Raw genomic sequence first — 16751 nt, forward strand, 5'->3', positions numbered from 1 at the left:
TTAGATGACGTTCTGGAATCTGTATTTCATCCTGAAGTTCGCGCTGTTCGCGACCGGGCACCTGCAGCCGTTCTGGCTCGCGAACCTCGCGTTCGCGGTGGCGCTCGCCGCGAGCGCACCGATCCGGCGGCGCGCGTGGCGCATCGTCCGGCAGGTCGTGGCGATCGCAATCGCAGTGCCGCTGCTCGCGCGCGAGATGCATGCGCCGCCGCTCGCGCGGCTCGCCGAGGCTGCGCGCGAAGTGAGCACGTTCCGCTTCGAGTACTGGATGGAGCTGCTGCCGCGCCTGCTGCCGCCGGTACTGCTGCTGACGGTGGCCGGCGCGCTGATCGTCTACTTCATCGTCAATCGCTGGCTGCGCGTCGCGACGTTCGTGCTGGCCGTGCTGATCGTGATGCCGTTGTGGCAGGCCGGCAGCGGGTTGATGGCACGCGTCGTCGCACCGCTTCCGCAGCAGGCGGGCGCGACGGGCACGACGCTTGCCGGCCAGCCGGAGGATCACAACGCCGCGCTCGCGACGTTCCGCACGCAGGAATCGCAGCGGCAGGTCGCGTTCGGCCATCTCGGCAACGATCCGGCCGCGCAGTTCGACGTGATCGTGCTGCACATCTGCTCGCTGTCGTGGGACGACCTCGACGCCGCGAAGGTGCGCAACCACCCGATGCTGAGTCACTTCGACTACCTGTTCAATAACTTCAGCACGGCCGCGAGCTACAGCGGCCCGGCCGCGATCCGCGTGCTGCGCGCGAGCTGCGGGCAGGAAGCGCACGCCGACCTGTACAAGCCGGCACCGCAGCAGTGCTACCTGTTCTCGCAACTGGCGAGCGCGGGCTACAAGGTGCAGTCGCTGCTGAACCACGACGGCCACTTCGACAACTTCCTGCAGGTGATCCACGACAACATCGGCGTGCCCGACGCGCCGCCGGTGTCGAACGCGGCCGCGCCCGTCGCGATGCACGCGTTCGACGGCTCGGAGATCAAGAGCGACTACGCGACGCTCGCGAACTGGTACGCGCAGCGCGCGTCGGTGCCGGGGCCGGTCGCGCTGTACTACAACACGATCAGCCTGCACGACGGCAACCGCGTCGTCGGCAGCGCGCTGACGAGCATCGACTCGTATCCGCAGCGCGTGACGAAGCTGATGGACGACTTCGATCACCTCGCCGACCTGATCGCGCAATCGGGCCGCCGCGCGGTGATCGTGTTCGTGCCCGAGCACGGCGCCGCGCTGCGCGGCGACAAGTACCAGGTCGCGGGCCTGCGCGAGATTCCGACACCGCGCATCGTGCACGGGCCGGTCGGCGTGCGGCTCGTCGGCTTTGCCGGCAACCACGGCGCGACGACCGTGATCGACCAGCCGACCAGCTTCCTCGCGCTTGCGCAGCTACTGTCGAACCTCGTGTCGAACAGCCCGTTCAAGCCGGGCACGACGCTCGCGCAGTACGCGGCCGACCTGCCGCGCACGCGGATGGTGGGCGAGAACGAGGGCACGGTGACGATGCAGACGGCCGCGGGCTACTCGGTGAAAACTCCGGATGGCGTATGGATCGACGAACAGTAATTCTCCCCGCCGACAGCGACGATGATCGCCTGTCGCAACCGAACGACGTGCTCGGCCTCGCGCGGCATCTGCCCGCGCTCGATCCCGAGCGTTACGTCGACGAGCAGGCGCGCCGCGCGTTCATCGAGTCGCTCGACCGCTGGCCGACGCTCGCGAAGCTGATGGGATTGAAGCGGTAAACGCACAACGGCCGGCAGGTGTGCCGGCCGTTGCATGGCTTGCCTGCGGGCGAACCCGCTTACTGCGCGTTGTTGCCTTGTTGCGCCTTGCGTTCCGGCTGGCGCGTCCACTCGTTTTCTTCCCCCGGCACCTTGCCGAAGGTCTGATCGGCCCACGCCGCACGGGCCGCATCGATCTTCGCGCGCGCGCTCGATACGAAATTCCATTCGATGAAGCGCTCGCCCGGCAGGTGCGCACCGCCGAGCAGCATCACGCGTGCGCCGTTCGTGCTCGCAAGCGCCACGGTCGCGCCCGGCTCCAGCACGGCCATCGTCGCGGCAGCGAGCGGCGTGCCGTCGATCGAGAGATCGCCGTCGACGAGATACACGCCGCGCTCCTCATGTTCGGCATCGAGCGCCAGCGTGCCGCCTGCCGCGAATTCCGCATACGCATAGAGCGTGGGCGAGAACACGGCGACCGGCGACGTGAGCCCGAACGCGGTACCCGCGATCACGCGCACGCTCGCCCCGTCGCGCGTGAACGACGGCAGCGTGTCGGCCGCGTGATGGACGAACGCGGGCGCGGTGTCCTCATGCTCGACCGGCAGCGCGACCCAGGTCTGGATCCCGTGGACCGGCTGATCGCGCGGCCGGTCTTCGTCGGGCGAACGCTCCGAATGCACGATGCCGCGGCCGGCGGTCATCCAGTTCACGTCGCCCGGCACGATCTTCTGCCGGAAGCCGAGGCTGTCGTGGTGCATCAGCGAACCGTCGAACAGGTAGGTGACGGTCGCGAGGCCGATGTGCGGATGCGGCAGCACGTCGATGCCGCTGCCGGCCGGCAGCACGGCCGGCCCCATCTCGTCGAAGAAGATGAACGGGCCGACGAGGCGGGCGGCGCGCGCGGGCAGCACGCGGCGCACGACGAGGTTGCCGATGTCGCTTTCGCGCGGTGTGAGCAGGGTCTTGATCGAGGCGGACATGGTGGGGATCGGGTAGTCGAGGCGGGGCGCGTCAGGCGATCGCGGTGTCGATGGTGATCGGATGCGTGAGGATCTTGTGCACCGGGCACGCGTTCGCGATCTGCAGCAGCCGGTCGCGCTGTTCGCCGGACAGGTCGCCTTCCAGCGTGATGCGGCGCACGATCGTGCTGCCCGCGCTGCCCGATTCGTGCGCGAGCTTCACGTGCACTTCGGTGAGCGGCCAGCCCTTGCGCTGCGCATACATCTTCAGCGTGATCGCGGTGCACGCGCCGAGGCTCGACAGCAGCAGCGCAACGGGCGTGGGCGCCGCATCGCCGCCGCCGAGCGACGCCGGTTCGTCGGCGCGCCACTGGTGGACGCCATCGCTGAAGTGGACGAGGTAATCGACGGAGCCGATGCTCGCTTCGACGGACAGTTCGCTCATTGCAGTTCCATGTGAAAAAGGGGGAGGTCCGGCGGACGGGCCGGGCGTCACGGTTCGAGCAGCCGCTGCAGCCGCAGTTCCTCGAAATCGAGTTCCGATTCGATCCGGTGCAGCACGGCGTCGTCGACCTTGCCGTCGCGATGCAGGTCGAGCAGCGCGCCGCGCGACACGCCGACGAGTTCGAGTTCGACGCGCAGCATGCGCGCCCGTACGTTGGCGGGTTCGGCGCCGTGGCGATGCGCGCGTTCGTTGAAGGTGACGCGATTCCGGTATTCGGCGAGCAGGCGGTCGAGCGACGGCCGCTCGAGGGTCGAGCCGCGCTGCTCGAGCGCGTCGAGTTCGGCGAGCGCCGCGCCGAACGCATGCGCGCGCACCGCATGCTCGGACATCGTGTGCCGCGCGGCCGGGCGCAGCTTCAGCACGCGGATCAGCGGCGCGAGCGTGCCGCCCTGCACGACGAGCGTGGCGATGATCAGCAGGAACGTGCTGAACAGGATCAGGTCGCGGCCGGGGAAGTTGGCGGGCAGCGCGATCGCGGCCGCGAGGCTCACGACGCCGCGCATGCCCGACCAGCCGAGCACGACGGCTTCGCGCCACGACCACGGTGCGTGGCCGGCGCGCGGCGCGCGCAGGCGGCCCGGCAGCCACATCGCAACGAACACCCAGACGATGCGCGCGGCGATCGCGGCGGCGGTGGCGGGCAGCGCGACGCGCAGGCCGGCCATCAGCACCGCGCCTTCGTGGTTCACGCGCGCGAGGATCGCGTGCAGTGCGAGGCCGATCAGGATGAACACGAGCGCGTCGAGCACGAACACGATCGCTTCCCAGGTCGCCTTCGCCTTGATCCGCATGTCGGCGTCGAACACGCGATGCTGGCGCACGCCGAGCACGAGGCCGCAGGTGACGACCGACAGCACGCCCGAGCCGTCGACGGCTTCCGCGATCCCGTAGCTGCCCCACGCCATCGCGAAGGTCACGACGATGCCGAGCATCGGGTCGCGCAGGCGCGGCAGCACCCAGCTCATCGCATGGCCGCACGCGAGGCCGACCGCGATGCCGATCAGCGTGAGCGAGAAGAACAGGCCGGTGGCGCTCGCGGCCGTGATCGACACGGCGAGCGCGGCCGACACGGCCATCTGGTACAGCAGCAGGCCCGACGCATCGTTGACGAGGCTTTCGCCTTCGAGTACCGCGACGAGCCGCGCGGGCAGCGGGTGGCGCTGCAGGATCGCCTTCGCGGCGACCGCATCGGGCGGCGACACGATCGCGCCGAGCGTGAAGCAGGCGGCCCATGGCAGCGCCGGGTTCACCGCATGCACGGCGAGCGCGACCGCGACGGTCGTGAACACCACGGCGCCGAGCGCGAGCGACGCGATCGATGCAAGCTCCTGCCGGAATTCCTTCCACGCGGTGTAGAACCCGCTCGACATCAGCAGCGGCGGCAGCACGGCCGCGAGCAGCAGCGCCGGGTCCATGTCGGGCACGCGCTTGCCGGCGACCGCGACCACGCAGCCGCCGAGCAGCAGCACGACGGCCGGCGGAATCGAAATCCGTTCGGCGAGCCACGTGAGTGCGCCGGCCCCGCAGATCAACAGCAGCAGGTAATGAAACAGTTCGACGTTGGTCATGCGTGGCCGGTGATGAACGATTGCGTCACGACGGCTTGCGATCGTTCGTGGTGCCGCCGGGCAGCGCGCCGAACATGTGCTGGCTGCATTGTGCATCGCGCCATGCGGTGTTCAGCCGGTGTCCGGCAAGCATCCGGCGCGCGACGGGCAGGATCTGTTCGCCGGCCAGCATGCCGAGCAGGCCGGTGAGCGCGATGATCGGCGGGGCCGGCGAGTTCACGCCGAGCGCGCCATAGATGACACCGGCGAGGATGCCGGCTAGCAGCGACAGGAAATACGGTTTCATGGCGGGCGTCCCGTGATGGCAGACGAGCGGCGCGGGGCGCGCCGTCAAGATTTCGAAAGCGTATCGGGTTTGCGTGAAGAATAAAAGGGCGGGCAGCCCCGAACAGGCAACGATTCAGGAATCGGATCGATTCCGTTCCTTGGGTGTTCGCGCCGCGCGTTTGCGGCTTAAATGTTTCGGCCCGGACGACGATCCGGCGCTGACGTACCTCCGGCTCCTCCCGTTCAGACGGTCGAGGCAGGCCCCCCTTTTTTCGTTCACAGGACACCTTGCGCCATGAGCAATCCGAAACTTGAAGTACTGACGCCGCAGAACAGCCAGCTGATCTTCATCGACCAGCAGCCGCAAATGGCGTTCGGCGTGCAGTCGATCGATCGCCAGACGCTGAAGAACAACGTCGTCGGGCTCGCGAAGGCCGCCAAGGCGTTCAACGTGCCGACCACCATCACGACGGTCGAGACCGAGGCCTTCTCCGGCCATACCTTCCCCGAGCTGCTCGACGTGTTCCCGAACCAGAAGACGCTCGAACGCACGTCGATGAACTCGTGGGACGACCAGAAGGTGCGCGACGCGCTGGCCGCGAATGGTCGCAAGAAGGTGGTCGTGTCGGGTCTCTGGACGGAAGTCTGCAATACCACGTTCGCACTGTGCGCGATGCTCGAAGGCGACTACGAGATCTACATGGTGGCCGACGCATCGGGCGGCACGTCGCAGGCCGCGCACGACTTCGCGATGCAGCGGATGGTGCAGGCCGGTGTCGTGCCCGTCACGTGGCAGCAGGTGCTGCTCGAATGGCAGCGCGACTGGGCGCGCCGCGACAGCTACGACGCGGTGATGGCGATCGCGAAGGAGCACTCGGGCGCGTACGGGATGGGCGTCGACTACGCGTACACGATGGTTCACAAGGCTGCGCAACGCACCGCGACGCCGCACGAGTCGCTCGCGGCGGTACCGGCGAAGTAACGGACACCGGCCGCGATCGCGGCAACGGCCGCGGCGATCTGCTGTCGCCGGCCGTCGCCCGCTCAGGCTGCAGGCAGCGCCCACGGCGCGCGCGCGAAGTGCTCCGCGAGGAAGTCGAGCAGCACCGTCACGCGCGCGGCGCGCAGCATGCCCGGCGGCGTGACGAGGTTGACGTTGATGTCGGCGATCTTCCAGTCGGCCATCACTTCCTCGAGCTCGCCGCGCTGCATCGCGTCCCACACCAGGAACTCGGGCTGCAGCGCGAGGCCATGACCGGCGATGAGCGCGGGGACGATCACGTCCGCGTTGTTGGTGCGAATGCGGCCGTGCACGGATACGCCGACCTCGTCGCCCGATGCCGCGTGGCGGAAGCGCCAGTGTTCGGGTGTCGGCAGGTTCGTGTAGGTGAGGCACACGTGCTGTTCGAGGTCGCGCGGGTGCGCGGGGCGGCCGCGCCGGTCGAGGTACGCGGGCGACGCGACGAGCGGCCGGCGCACCGCGCACAGCCGGCGCGAGCGCAGCGACGAATCGCTCAGCTCGGCGATGCGGATGGCGACGTCGAAGCCGCCGGACACGATGTCGACGATGTGATCGGTGAGCACGAGGTCGATGTCGACGCGCGGATAGCGTTCGAGAAACGCGGGCAGCACCGGCGACAGGTGGCGCACCCCGAACGACATCGGCGCATTCACGCGCACGAGGCCGTGCGGTTCGAGTGCTTGCGCGGACGCTTCGCTCTCGATCAGTTCCGCGTCGGCGAGCAGGCGGATCGCGCGGTCGCGCAGCAGTTCGCCGGTCGGCGTGAGCGACAGCTTGCGCGACGTGCGGTACAGCAGCATCGCGCCGAGGCGTTTTTCGAGGCGCGCAATGGCCTTCGACACCGTCGGCTGCGATACGCCGAGCAGGTCGGCGGCTTTCGCGAACGAGCCCGTCTCCGCGACGCGCGCAAAGATGGCCCAGGCTTCGAGATCAGGAAGGTATTGCATGGTCGGGATGAATGGCAGGGAAGCGGGACGGATGCAGCGCACCGCGAAAGCGGGCGTGCGATGCAGGTGATTCTAATCCGGCCGGGAGAAAAATCGTTATGGAATCTTATCTACTTTCTTTGGGCGCCGGCGTGCTGATCGGCGTCGTGTACAGCGTGATCAAGGTGCGTTCGCCGGCACCGCCGCTGATCGCGCTGGTCGGCCTGGCCGGCATGCTGATCGGCGCCCAGGCCATCGCGCCGGTCCGTCACTGGCTCGGCTTCTGACCGCATCGAGGACACTTCATGAGCGCAACCGCTACTCAACCCGATCTCATCCTGCACAACGGGCGCATCACGACGCTCGATCGTGCGAACCCCGTCGCCACCGCCGTGGCGATCAAGGACGGTCGCTTCGTCGCGGTCGGCTCCGATGCCGACATCGTGCCGCTCGCGGGCCGCGCAACGAAAGTCGTCGATCTCGATTGCCGCAGCGTGCTGCCGGGCTTGATCGACAACCACACGCACGTGATTCGCGGCGGCTTGAACTACAACCTCGAGCTGCGCTGGGATGGCGTGCGTTCGCTCGCGGTCGCGATGGAGATGCTGAAGCAGCAGGTCGCGATCACGCCTGCGCCGCAATGGGTGCGCGTGGTCGGCGGCTTCACCGAACACCAGTTCGTCGAGAAGCGCCTGCCGACGATCGACGAACTCAATTCAGTCGCACCCGATACGCCCGTGTTCATCCTGCACCTGTACGACCGCGCGCTGCTGAACGCGGCCGCGCTGCGGGTGGTGGGGTACACGAAGGACACACCCGAGCCGCCGGGTGGAACCATCCTGCGCGATGCCGCCGGCAACCCGACCGGGCTGCTGCTGGCGAACCCGAATGCGACGATCCTCTACGCGACGCTCGCGAAGGGGCCGAAGCTGCCGTTCGAGTATCAGTACAACTCGACGCGTCATTTCATGCGCGAACTCAATCGCCTTGGCGTGACGGGCGTGATCGACGCGGGCGGCGGCTCGCAGAATTATCCCGACGACTACGAGGTGATCCGCAAGCTGCACGACGCGGGTGAGATGACGATCCGCATCGCCTACAACCTGTTCACGCAGAAGCCGAATGCGGAGAAGGAAGACTTCGTGAACTGGACGAAGAGCGTCAAGTACCACGACGGCACCGACTACTTCCGCCACAACGGCGCGGGCGAGATGCTGGTGTTTTCGGCGGCCGATTTCGAGGATTTCCGCGTCGCGCGCCCGGACCTGCCGGCGCAGATGGAGGACGATCTCGAAGGCGTCGTGCGCGTGCTCGCGCAGAACCGCTGGCCGTGGCGCATGCATGCGACCTACGACGAAACGATCAGCCGTGCGCTCGACGTGTTCGAGAAGGTCAACGAGGATATCCCGCTCGACGGACTGAACTGGTTCTTCGACCACGCCGAAACGATCTCGGAGCGCTCGATGGACCGCATCGCCGCGCTCGGCGGCGGCATTGCGGTGCAGCACCGGATGGCGTACCAGGGCGAATACTTCGTCGAGCGTTACGGCGCGCAAGCCGCGGAGGCGACGCCGCCCGTCGCGAAGATGCTCGAGAAGGGGCTCAAGGTGTCGGCCGGCACCGACGCGACGCGGGTGGCGTCGTACAACCCGTGGGTGTCGCTCGCGTGGCTCGTGACGGGCAAGACGGTCGGCGGGATGCGGATGTACCCGCAGCGCAACCTGCTCGATCGGGAGACGGCACTGCGCATGTGGACCGAGTACGTGACGTGGTTCTCGAACGAAGTCGGCCGCAAAGGACGCATCGCGGTTGGCCAACTCGCCGACCTGATGGTCCCCGATCGCGATTTCTTCACGTGCGCGGAGGACGATATCGTCGAGACGACTGCATTGCTGACGGTGGTCGGCGGCCGGATCGTGTGGGGCGCGGGGCCGTTCGCGTCGCACGACGCGCCGATTCCGCCGGCGATGCCCGACTGGTCGCCGGTGCGCGAGTACGGCGGCTATGGCGGCTGGGGCGCGACGCAGCGCAACGGCGCGCCGCTGCAGCGCGCCGCGGCGGCTGCCGCGCAGTGCGGTTGCGCAAGCGCGTGCGGCGTGCACGGCCATGCACACGCGAACGCGTGGAGCCGCGCGTTGCCGACGTCGGACGCGAAGGGCTTCTGGGGCGCGTTCGGCTGTTCGTGCTGGGCGGTCTGACATGGCGACCCCGACCCATCACGCCGGCGCCGGCAACCCGGCGTGGGTCCGCGCGTTGCTCGCGCAGCCGTGGATCCTGCCGCTCGCGCGGCTGGCGCTGGTGTCCGCGTACCTGATCGGCGGCGTCGCGAAGGCGCTGGACTTCCATGGCGCGGTCGCGGAGCAGGCGCATTTCGGACTGCAGCCGGCCGCGCTATGGGCGGCGCTCGCGATCGCGGTCGAGATCGCCGGCTCGCTGTGCATCGTGCTGGGCCGCTTCACGTGGCTCGGCGCGGGCAGTCTCGGTATGCTGACGCTGGTCGCGATGGCGGTGGCCAACGATTTCTGGAACCGCACGGGCGCCGAGCATTTCATGGCGCTCAACAGCTTTTTCGAGCATCTCGGGCTGATCGCCGCACTCGTGCTCGCGACCCGGCTCGCCGATGCGAAGCGCGCGGACGGTGACGGCCGCGCGTGACCGATGCATCATTCGATGACACAACAAGGAAACCTGATCATGATGACCATTCGATCCGCACTGTGCGCGCTGACGATCGCGGCCGGCTGCGTCGCGGCGCCGGCGACGTTCGCGAAACCGCCGGTTCCGCCGCCGCCGGTGCCGGTGCTGGCCGTCGGGCCGCAATACGACACGACGCACGTGTGCGTGGCGCCGGAAGACTTCGACCGCTTCACCGACAGCTTCGTCGCGACGTTCGGCGGCAAGAAGTCGAAGCAGGGCGTGTTCCAGGTCACGCCCACGCCGAGCCAGACGATGTCGCAGCTCGTGCTCACGCCGGTCGGCACGGTGTCGGTGTTCGGCTTCAAGACGCCGATCCCGTATCCGTTCTGCGCGGAGCGCACCGGTTATCTCGTCACCGACATGGACGTCGCGATGAAGACGGCGCGCGCACACGGCGCGGACGTGGTCGTCGACACGTTCCCCGATCCGATCGGCCGCGACGCGATCATCCGGTGGGCCGGCGGGCTGAACATGCAACTCTATTGGCATACCGAAGCGCCGCACTACGACGCGCTGGAGACGGTGCCCGAGAACCGCGTGTACGTATCGCCGGAAAGCGTGCACAAGCTGGTGCACGATTTCGTCAAGTTCTCGAATGGCAAGGTGGTGTCCGACACCCTCAAGGCGCCGGGCATCGAGATCGGCCGGCCGAACGACACGTATCGCCGCATTCGCATCGAATCGGGCTTCGGCAAGATGACCGTGCTCGTGACCGACGGCCACCTGCCGTATCCGTACGCGCATGAAATGACGGGCTATGAAGTCGCCGATCTCGCGGCGACGCTGAAGAAGGCGCAGGCCGCGGGGGTGACCGTGCTCGTGCCGCCGTTCACGTCGGACGGCCGTGATGCTGCGCTCGTGCAGTTCCCGGGCGGCTACGTCGCCGAGATCCACGCGAGCGCCGCGCGATGAAGCACGAGGACACGATCCTTGCCGCGGTGGCCGGCTTCGTCGACACGCTGAGCTTCGTCGCGCTGTTCGGGCTGTTCACCGCGCACGTGACGGGCAACTTCGTGCTGATCGGCGCGGGCATCGCGGGCTTCGGCCAGGGCGTCGTGCTGAAGCTTAGCGTGTTTCCCGCGTTCGTCTGCGGCGTGATCGCGAGCAGCCTGATCGCGCGGTCGATGTCCGGGCGGCCCGCCTGGCAGGGCACGCGCACGCTGCATGCGGTGCAGGCCGTGCTGCTGCTCGGCTTCTGTGCGGCCGGCGTGTGGGCGACGCCCGTCACGCAGCCGGACAGCTTGCCGGCGCTCGTGGCCGGCATCGTCGGCACGTTTGCGATGGGCGTGCAGAACGCGCATCCGCGCGTGATTGCGCGCGCCGGCGGCGTGCCGAACACGGTGATGACCGGCAACGTCACGCAGGCGATTCTCGACGTCGTCGACATGCTGTCGGCCGGCACGGCCGATGCCGCGCGCGCGGCGGCGCGGGCGCGCTTCGGCAAGATGCTGCCGGCGATCGTCGCGTTCGCACTCGGCGCCGCATGCGGCGCGCTCGGGTTTCGCTTCGTCGGGTTCCTCGCGCTGCTCGCGCCGGTCGGCGCGCTCGCGACGCTTGCCCTGTGCGCGGCACGAACGGCGGGTACAACCACCCAGGAGCGCGCGTGATCGAGCGGGGAGGGAGGAGACATCACGGCCAGCACGCAGCACGGGCCGCGCGCGTGTCGATCGTCGCGGGGCTGCTGTTCGCGGGCGCCGACGCGGCATGCGCGCAAACGGCGGCGGCATCGACGCCGGCTTCCACGCCGGTGCAGGAACCGGCGCCGGCCGCGTCATCGGCCACGCCAACGACATCGGCGACGACAACCGCCGCTGCCGCATCGACCTGCACGGCCAAGCGCCCCGTGGTGCTGTTCAACCGCTGGCAGGAAGACTGGTCGGTGCTCGCGAATCCGTGCGTGCCGCGCGCGCCGCTCGACGGGCTGAAATACATGCCGCTCGGCAACGATCCGGCCTCCTATCTATCGCTTGGCGTGAACGTGCGCGAGCGTCTCGAGACCAATGACGCGCCGCTGTTCGGGATCGGCTCCGCGCAATCGGATACGTACCTGATCCAGCGCATCGAAGTGCATGCCGATGCGCATCTCGGCCAGCACTGGCAGTTCTTCGTGCGGTTGCAGGACGCCCGCGCGTTCGGCAAGAACACGGTGTCGCCGGTCGACAAGAACCCGCTCGATCTCGAGCAGGCGTTCGCGACCTACACGGGCGCACTCGGCGGTGGCACCTTCAAGTTCCGCGTCGGCCGCCAGGAGATGGCGTTCGACTTGCAGCGTTTCATCGCCACGCGCGACGGCCCGAACGTACGGCAGGCGTTCGATGCGGTCTGGGCCGTTTACGAGTACCAGAAGTGGCGCTTCATCGGCTATGCGACGCAGCCGGTGCAGAACCGCAACGCGTCCGATTTCGACGACGTGTCGAATCGCGATCTCACGTTCAGCGGCGTGCGCTTCGAGCGGCAGTCGGTCGGGCCGGGCGACCTGTCCGGCTATTGGTCGCGCTACAACCGCAACAACGCGCGGTTCCTCGACGCGAGCGGTCCCGAGCATCGCGACGTGTGGGACGTGCGCTACACGGGCACACTGGGGCGCTTCGACTGGGATCTCGAAACGATGCTGCAGACCGGCACGGTCGGCAACGCGACGATCGGGGCGTGGGCCGTCGGTTCGATCGCCGGCTACAAGCTCGATGCGCCGTGGTCGCCGCGCATCGCGCTGCAGGTCGACGCGGCGTCGGGCGACCGGCATCCGCACGACGGCCGTGTGAGCACCTTCAACCCGCTGTTTCCGAACGGCTATTACTTCACGCTGGCCGGCTATACGAGTTACGCGAACCTGATTCACGTGAAGCCGTCCGTGACGCTGAAGCCGTCGGCGAACCTGTCGCTGCTCGGTGCGCTCGGTTTCCAGTGGCGCGAGACGACCGGCGACGCCGTCTATCAGCAGCCGAACATCCCGGTGCCGGGCACCGCGGGCAAGGGCGGGTTGTGGACCGGGATGTACGTGCAGCTGCGCGCGGACTGGACGATTGCCGCGAACCTGATCGGTGCGATCGAGGCCGTGCATTTCCAGGTCGGCGATGCGATCCGCCAGGCGGGCGGGCACAACGCCGACTATGTCGGCGTCGAGCTGAAGTATGGGTGGTAGCACGCGCGCCGCGGCGCGTCCGCCGGTGAAGCGTTGCCCGATGCGTTGTGCCGGATGAATGCGCGTGTGCAGGTGCTCGCGTATTCGGACGAGATGCTGATCGTGCGCCGGCTCGCGCCGGGCGGCGCGGAACAACGCTGGGCGCCGGGGCGTGCGCTGCGCTCGGGCCACTGCGCGCTGTCCGGCGAGAAGATCGTCTGCGGCGACGCCGTGTTCAGCCCGCGCGGGCGGGCGTCATTCGAATCGAAAGCGATGATCCTGGCGGCGGCGCTCGACCGTCCGCGCGTGTCGGCGGCTCGCCCGCACGTGCAGGTGCTCGAGCGCTCGGCGCAGCTGCTGGTCGTGCGCTGGGTCGAGCCGGGGCGTGCGCATTTCGGCGAGCAGCACTGGAAACCGGGGCGCGCGCGGCAGGCCGGTGTCTGCGTGCTGTCGGGCGCGCGGATCGCGTGCGGGGACGACGTGTTCCGCCCGAGCGGACGACCGACGCCGCCAAATGCGCGCGCGATGATCCTGGCCATCGCACTCGATGGCGTCGGGCTGCAGCGCGGCGGGTGATGCGGCGCGCACGTGCTGACGTTTGCGTTTGCGCCATGACACAGGGCGGCCAGAGCCGCCCTGTGTCATGGGGTGGCCGGCATCGCGCCGGCCGGTTCATTGCAGTGCCGCCAACCCGTTACAGGTTCGGCGACAGTTGCAGCGCGTTCGTCAGGTCGCCCATCGGCTGCCCGCCGTTGGCCTTCAGCGCGTCGTCGCGCTGTTGCAGGCCCGCGAGGCGCGGCAGCGAGAAGCGGCGCGTGATGAAGCGCAGGATCGAGCCGGTGTCGTACTGCGTATGGTCGACGAAGCCCTTCTTCGCGTACGGCGACACGATCAGCGCCGGAATGCGGGTGCCGGGGCCCCAGCGGTCGGCGGTCGGCGGCGCGGCATGATCCCAGAAGCCGCCGTTTTCGTCGTACGTGACGACCACGACCATGTTCTTCCACTGCGGGCTCGCCTGCAGGTGCGCGATCACGTCGGCGATGTGCTGGTCGCCGGAGGTGACGTCGGTGTAGCCCGGGTGCTCGTTCAGGTTGCCCTGCGGCTTGTAGAACGCGACCTGCGGCAGCGTGCCCGCGTCGATCGCCTTGATGAACTCGGCGCCGTTCGCGCCGCCGTCGAGCAGGTGCTGCGCGCGGCTCGCGGTGCCCGGCGCCTGGTTCGCGAAGTAGTTGAACGGCTGGTGGTGCGGCTGGAAGTTCGGCGTCGACAGATCGGCACCGTAGATCACGTTCGACGTGCCGTTCTGGCTCGCCTGCAGCGCCTGGCCCCACGCGCCGCCGTACCATGCCCACGACACGCCCGCATTGGTCATCAGGTCGCCGATGTTGGTCGCCGTCTGCGGCGGCATCGTCGACGGATTGGCCGGGTCGGCGAGCAGCGGATCGCCGCCCGTGGCCGCCTTGTTGCCGCTCGGCTGGTATGCCGGCTGCATCGTGTTGACGCCGTAGAAGTCCGGCGTCAGCGCGCCGTCGTTGACGAACTTCGGCGGCCCGCTCAGCGCGGAGGCCGGCGAGTTCGTGGCGACCTTCAGCGACTTGCCGTCGGCGTTCAGGACTGCGATCTTGCCGGCCGCCGGGCTCTTGTCCGCGTTCGCATAGAACGGCGCGCACGCGCAGATCAGGTACTGGTGGTTCAGGAACGAACCGCCGAACGCGCCCATGAAGAAGTTGTCGGCCAGCACGTACTGCTGCGCGACCTTCCACAGCGGCAGCTTCGACGGATCGGCCGTGTAGTGGCCCATCGTCAGGCCGCCCGCATCGGTCCACGCGGCATACATGTCGTTCTTGCCGCCGTTGATCTGCATCTGGTCCTGGTAGAAGCGGTGCACGATGTCGCGCGTCGCGATGCTCATCGACTGGTTGAAGCCTTTCGGATCGTCGATCGCGAACGGCGTGTTCGGCAGGTTCGCCGTCATCGCCTCGGTCACCGCCGGCGTGATGCCGGTCGCGGTCAGGCCGCCCCAGATCTTCGGCAGCGTCGCCATCGTCGAGCCGTCGCGATCCTTCTGCACCGAGTTCGCGGCCGTCGCGTTCTGCAGGCCGTTCGCGCCGGGGAAGTTGCCATACAGGTTGTCGAAGCTGCGGTTTTCCGCGTAGATCACGACAACGTTCTTGACGGCCGACAGGCCTTGCTGCGTGACGTCGTCGCCGCCGCAGGCGGTCAGGCTGAGCGCGGCCGCGAGGGCGATCGGCGTATAGCGAATCCAGGCGTGCTTCTTCATGCGATGTTCTCTCTCATTCGTCGTTGGTCGCGTGTGGGAACCGGGTGGCGGGAGGGCCGGCGCACGAACCTCGCGGTACCGCCCGGCTGCGCGCATTATCTGGAACCGATTTGACAGCCGGGTGTAGGGACGCTTTCAATTGACTGTCGGTTGAACGTCATGCAACGGTCACGGAACTGACATAAGCTCCGGCCGATTGTCCACCGCTACCAGAACAATGACGATGCACACCCTTCTGAAAACCTTCGCGTCCGCGCGATCGCTGATCCCGGCCGCGGCGACGCTCGCGGTGGTCGGCGCGCTCGCGGCGCTCGCCGGTTGCGACGCGCAGCCCGGCACGACTGCATCGGCCGCGTCCGTCGTACCCGCGGCTCAGGCCGCGCCGGCCGCCCCGGCGGTCGCGCCGGCCGGCCAGCCGCAGACCCGCGCGCAGGTGTTCGAGGGCGTCAAGCAGATGACGGCGCTCGGCAAGCAGCTGTTCTTCGATCCGTCGCTGTCGGGCTCCGGCAAGCTCGCATGCGCGTCGTGCCATAGCGCCGAGCATGCGTTCGGGCCGCCGAACGCGCTGTCGGTACAGCTCGGCGGCGACGACATGCACCGCACGGGCTTTCGCGCGGTGCCGTCGCTGAAGTACCTGCGCGGCATCCCGCCGTTCAGCGAGCACTTCCACGATTCGCCGGACGAAGGGGACGAAAGCATCGACGCGGGTCCGACCGGCGGCCTGACCTGGGATGGTCGCGTCGACACGCGCGACGCGCAGGCGCGCATTCCGCTCACGTCGCCGTTCGAGATGAGCAGCTCGCCCGCGCGGGTCGCGAAGGCGGTTCGCGCCGCACCGTATGCCGATGCGTTCCGCAAGGCGTTCGGCGACCAGGTGCTCGGCGACGACCAGGCGACGTTCAATGCGGTGCTGCGCGCGCTCGACGCGTTCCAGCAACAGCCGGCGCTGTTCGACCCGTACACGAGCAAGTACGACGCGTACCTTGCTGGCCACGCGCAGCTCACGCCCGCGGAGTTGCGCGGGCTGCAGCTGTTCAACGACGAGAAGAAGGGCAACTGCGCGAGCTGCCACATCAGCCAGCGCACGCTCGAAGGCGGCCCGCCGCAGTTCAGCGATTTCGGGCTGATCGCGGTCGCGGTGCCGCGCAACCGCGCGCTGCCCGTCAATCGCGACCCGCGCTTCCACGATCTCGGCGCCTGCGGCCCCGAGCGCACCGACCTGAAGGGGCGCGACGAATTCTGCGGGTTGTTCCGCACGCCGTCGCTGCGCAACGTCGCGCTGCGCAAGACGTTCTTCCACAACGGCGTGTATCACTCGCTCGAGGATGTGATGAGCTTCTACGTCGAGCGCGACATCCATCCGGAGAAGTTCTATCCGGTCGTGCACGGCAAGGTGCAGATCTACGACGATTTGCCGAAGCGCTACTGGCCGAACATCAACCGCGAGCCGCCGTTCGACCGCAAGCGCGGCGACCAGCCGGCGCTGAACGCGGCCGAGATCAAGGACGTGATCGCGTTCCTGGGTACGCTGACTGACGGATATCAGCAAACGGCCGCGCCGGCCGGCCACTAGAAGGCGGCGCCGACGGCACGCATGCTATCCTCGCTCGCTGACAGGCGCAGTGTGCGGGCCGGATGGCCGGCCCCCGGTTCGCCGGCATGCACCGCGCCGTTCGATCGAACA

At 68.4% G+C, this 16751-nt stretch carries 17 protein-coding genes; 11 read left to right on the top strand and 6 right to left on the bottom strand.

Annotated features, from left to right (window positions below):
* Positions 1 to 4 precede the first annotated feature (4 nt).
* A complete protein-coding gene (gene bcsG / locus CFB82_RS07610) occupies positions 5 to 1561 on the top strand; it encodes a cellulose biosynthesis protein BcsG (RefSeq protein ID WP_089483805.1) in 1557 nt (518 codons plus the stop codon).
* The gene (locus CFB82_RS07615) at positions 1543 to 1740 is read left to right on the top strand and encodes a hypothetical protein (RefSeq protein WP_046545421.1); all 198 of its coding nucleotides are present in this window, start codon (positions 1543 to 1545) and stop codon (positions 1738 to 1740) included. Before bcsG ends, CFB82_RS07615 begins: the two co-directional genes overlap by 19 nt.
* A 59-nt stretch (positions 1741 to 1799) precedes the next feature.
* Here CFB82_RS07615 and CFB82_RS07620 read toward each other — a convergent pair whose 3' ends face one another.
* The 4 genes from CFB82_RS07620 to CFB82_RS07635 are packed head-to-tail and all read right to left on the bottom strand — an operon-like array spanning position 1800 to position 5040.
* Complete coding sequence (locus CFB82_RS07620; protein WP_089483806.1) at positions 1800 to 2702, bottom strand: pirin family protein; 903 nt, start codon at positions 2700 to 2702, stop codon at positions 1800 to 1802.
* A gap of 31 nt (positions 2703 to 2733) precedes the next feature.
* Positions 2734 to 3126: an OsmC family protein gene (locus CFB82_RS07625; RefSeq protein ID WP_089483807.1), complete on the bottom strand. Its 393-nt coding sequence runs from the start codon at positions 3124 to 3126 to the stop codon at positions 2734 to 2736.
* 47 nt (positions 3127 to 3173) lie between these two features.
* Positions 3174 to 4754 carry a cation:proton antiporter gene (locus tag CFB82_RS07630; protein ID WP_089483808.1) on the bottom strand — a complete coding sequence of 527 codons (1581 nt, stop codon included), beginning with the start codon at positions 4752 to 4754 and terminating at the stop codon, positions 3174 to 3176.
* Positions 4755 to 4779: 25 nt separating this feature from the next.
* A complete protein-coding gene (locus CFB82_RS07635) occupies positions 4780 to 5040 on the bottom strand; it encodes a XapX domain-containing protein (RefSeq protein WP_089483895.1) in 261 nt (86 codons plus the stop codon).
* 276 nt (positions 5041 to 5316) lie between these two features.
* Here CFB82_RS07635 and CFB82_RS07640 point away from each other — a divergent pair, with 276 nt between their 5' ends.
* Positions 5317 to 6003, top strand: coding sequence for a hydrolase (locus CFB82_RS07640; protein WP_069247732.1), 687 nt, complete (start codon positions 5317 to 5319; stop codon positions 6001 to 6003).
* A 62-nt stretch (positions 6004 to 6065) separates the two neighbouring features.
* Here CFB82_RS07640 and CFB82_RS07645 read toward each other — a convergent pair whose 3' ends face one another.
* Positions 6066 to 6989, bottom strand: coding sequence for a LysR family transcriptional regulator (locus CFB82_RS07645; protein ID WP_089445414.1), 924 nt, complete (start codon positions 6987 to 6989; stop codon positions 6066 to 6068).
* 98 nt (positions 6990 to 7087) lie between these two features.
* On the opposite strand from CFB82_RS07645, the gene CFB82_RS07650 reads away from it, so the two are divergent.
* From CFB82_RS07650 to CFB82_RS43920, 7 genes are all read left to right on the top strand, one after another.
* Positions 7088 to 7255 (top strand): DUF1427 family protein, encoded by a 168-nt coding sequence (locus CFB82_RS07650; protein WP_043182444.1) that lies wholly within the window; start codon positions 7088 to 7090, stop codon positions 7253 to 7255.
* Between the two features lie 18 nt (positions 7256 to 7273).
* Positions 7274 to 9166 carry an amidohydrolase gene (locus CFB82_RS07655; protein ID WP_089483809.1) on the top strand — a complete coding sequence of 631 codons (1893 nt, stop codon included), beginning with the start codon at positions 7274 to 7276 and terminating at the stop codon, positions 9164 to 9166.
* Between the two features lies 1 nt (position 9167).
* Entirely contained in the window at positions 9168 to 9623 is a 456-nt protein-coding gene (locus CFB82_RS07660; RefSeq protein WP_089483810.1) for a DoxX family protein, read from the top strand.
* A 39-nt stretch (positions 9624 to 9662) separates the two neighbouring features.
* On the top strand, positions 9663 to 10577 hold the full coding sequence (locus tag CFB82_RS07665) for a glyoxalase (protein ID WP_089483811.1): 915 nt from the start codon (positions 9663 to 9665) through the stop codon (positions 10575 to 10577).
* On the top strand, positions 10574 to 11272 hold the full coding sequence (locus tag CFB82_RS07670) for a YoaK family protein (protein ID WP_089483812.1): 699 nt from the start codon (positions 10574 to 10576) through the stop codon (positions 11270 to 11272). Before CFB82_RS07665 ends, CFB82_RS07670 begins: the two co-directional genes overlap by 4 nt.
* Positions 11269 to 12807 carry an alginate export family protein gene (locus CFB82_RS07675; protein ID WP_089483813.1) on the top strand — a complete coding sequence of 513 codons (1539 nt, stop codon included), beginning with the start codon at positions 11269 to 11271 and terminating at the stop codon, positions 12805 to 12807. Before CFB82_RS07670 ends, CFB82_RS07675 begins: the two co-directional genes overlap by 4 nt.
* A 93-nt stretch (positions 12808 to 12900) precedes the next feature.
* Positions 12901 to 13362 carry a DUF3331 domain-containing protein gene (locus CFB82_RS43920; protein ID WP_373558764.1) on the top strand — a complete coding sequence of 154 codons (462 nt, stop codon included), beginning with the start codon at positions 12901 to 12903 and terminating at the stop codon, positions 13360 to 13362.
* A 118-nt stretch (positions 13363 to 13480) separates the two neighbouring features.
* Here CFB82_RS43920 and CFB82_RS07685 read toward each other — a convergent pair whose 3' ends face one another.
* On the bottom strand, positions 13481 to 15067 hold the full coding sequence (locus tag CFB82_RS07685; RefSeq protein WP_089483815.1) for an acid phosphatase: 1587 nt from the start codon (positions 15065 to 15067) through the stop codon (positions 13481 to 13483).
* A gap of 223 nt (positions 15068 to 15290) precedes the next feature.
* Between CFB82_RS07685 and CFB82_RS07690 the strand changes: the two genes are divergently transcribed.
* Complete coding sequence (locus CFB82_RS07690; RefSeq protein ID WP_089483896.1) at positions 15291 to 16640, top strand: cytochrome-c peroxidase; 1350 nt, start codon at positions 15291 to 15293, stop codon at positions 16638 to 16640.
* The last annotated feature ends 111 nt before the right edge of the window (positions 16641 to 16751 follow it).

It is taken from the genome of Burkholderia sp. HI2714 (assembly GCF_002223085.1).
Taxonomy (GTDB): domain Bacteria; phylum Pseudomonadota; class Gammaproteobacteria; order Burkholderiales; family Burkholderiaceae; genus Burkholderia; species Burkholderia lata_D.

What these genes read in the sequence shown, in the direction of transcription:
- bcsG (WP_089483805.1), top strand. Translation starts at nt 5, where the DNA reads ATGACGTTCTGGAATCTGTATTTCATCCTGAAGTTCGCGCTGTTCGCG.
- CFB82_RS07615 (WP_046545421.1), top strand. Translation starts at nt 1,543, where the DNA reads ATGGATCGACGAACAGTAATTCTCCCCGCCGACAGCGACGATGATCGC.
- CFB82_RS07620 (WP_089483806.1), bottom strand. Translation starts at nt 2,702, where the DNA reads ATGTCCGCCTCGATCAAGACCCTGCTCACACCGCGCGAAAGCGACATC.
- CFB82_RS07625 (WP_089483807.1), bottom strand. Translation starts at nt 3,126, where the DNA reads ATGAGCGAACTGTCCGTCGAAGCGAGCATCGGCTCCGTCGATTACCTC.
- CFB82_RS07630 (WP_089483808.1), bottom strand. Translation starts at nt 4,754, where the DNA reads ATGACCAACGTCGAACTGTTTCATTACCTGCTGCTGTTGATCTGCGGG.
- CFB82_RS07635 (WP_089483895.1), bottom strand. Translation starts at nt 5,040, where the DNA reads ATGAAACCGTATTTCCTGTCGCTGCTAGCCGGCATCCTCGCCGGTGTC.
- CFB82_RS07640 (WP_069247732.1), top strand. Translation starts at nt 5,317, where the DNA reads ATGAGCAATCCGAAACTTGAAGTACTGACGCCGCAGAACAGCCAGCTG.
- CFB82_RS07645 (WP_089445414.1), bottom strand. Translation starts at nt 6,989, where the DNA reads ATGCAATACCTTCCTGATCTCGAAGCCTGGGCCATCTTTGCGCGCGTC.
- CFB82_RS07650 (WP_043182444.1), top strand. Translation starts at nt 7,088, where the DNA reads ATGGAATCTTATCTACTTTCTTTGGGCGCCGGCGTGCTGATCGGCGTC.
- CFB82_RS07655 (WP_089483809.1), top strand. Translation starts at nt 7,274, where the DNA reads ATGAGCGCAACCGCTACTCAACCCGATCTCATCCTGCACAACGGGCGC.
- CFB82_RS07660 (WP_089483810.1), top strand. Translation starts at nt 9,168, where the DNA reads ATGGCGACCCCGACCCATCACGCCGGCGCCGGCAACCCGGCGTGGGTC.
- CFB82_RS07665 (WP_089483811.1), top strand. Translation starts at nt 9,663, where the DNA reads ATGATGACCATTCGATCCGCACTGTGCGCGCTGACGATCGCGGCCGGC.
- CFB82_RS07670 (WP_089483812.1), top strand. Translation starts at nt 10,574, where the DNA reads ATGAAGCACGAGGACACGATCCTTGCCGCGGTGGCCGGCTTCGTCGAC.
- CFB82_RS43920 (WP_373558764.1), top strand. Translation starts at nt 12,901, where the DNA reads ATGCTGATCGTGCGCCGGCTCGCGCCGGGCGGCGCGGAACAACGCTGG.
- CFB82_RS07685 (WP_089483815.1), bottom strand. Translation starts at nt 15,067, where the DNA reads ATGAAGAAGCACGCCTGGATTCGCTATACGCCGATCGCCCTCGCGGCC.
- CFB82_RS07690 (WP_089483896.1), top strand. Translation starts at nt 15,291, where the DNA reads ATGCACACCCTTCTGAAAACCTTCGCGTCCGCGCGATCGCTGATCCCG.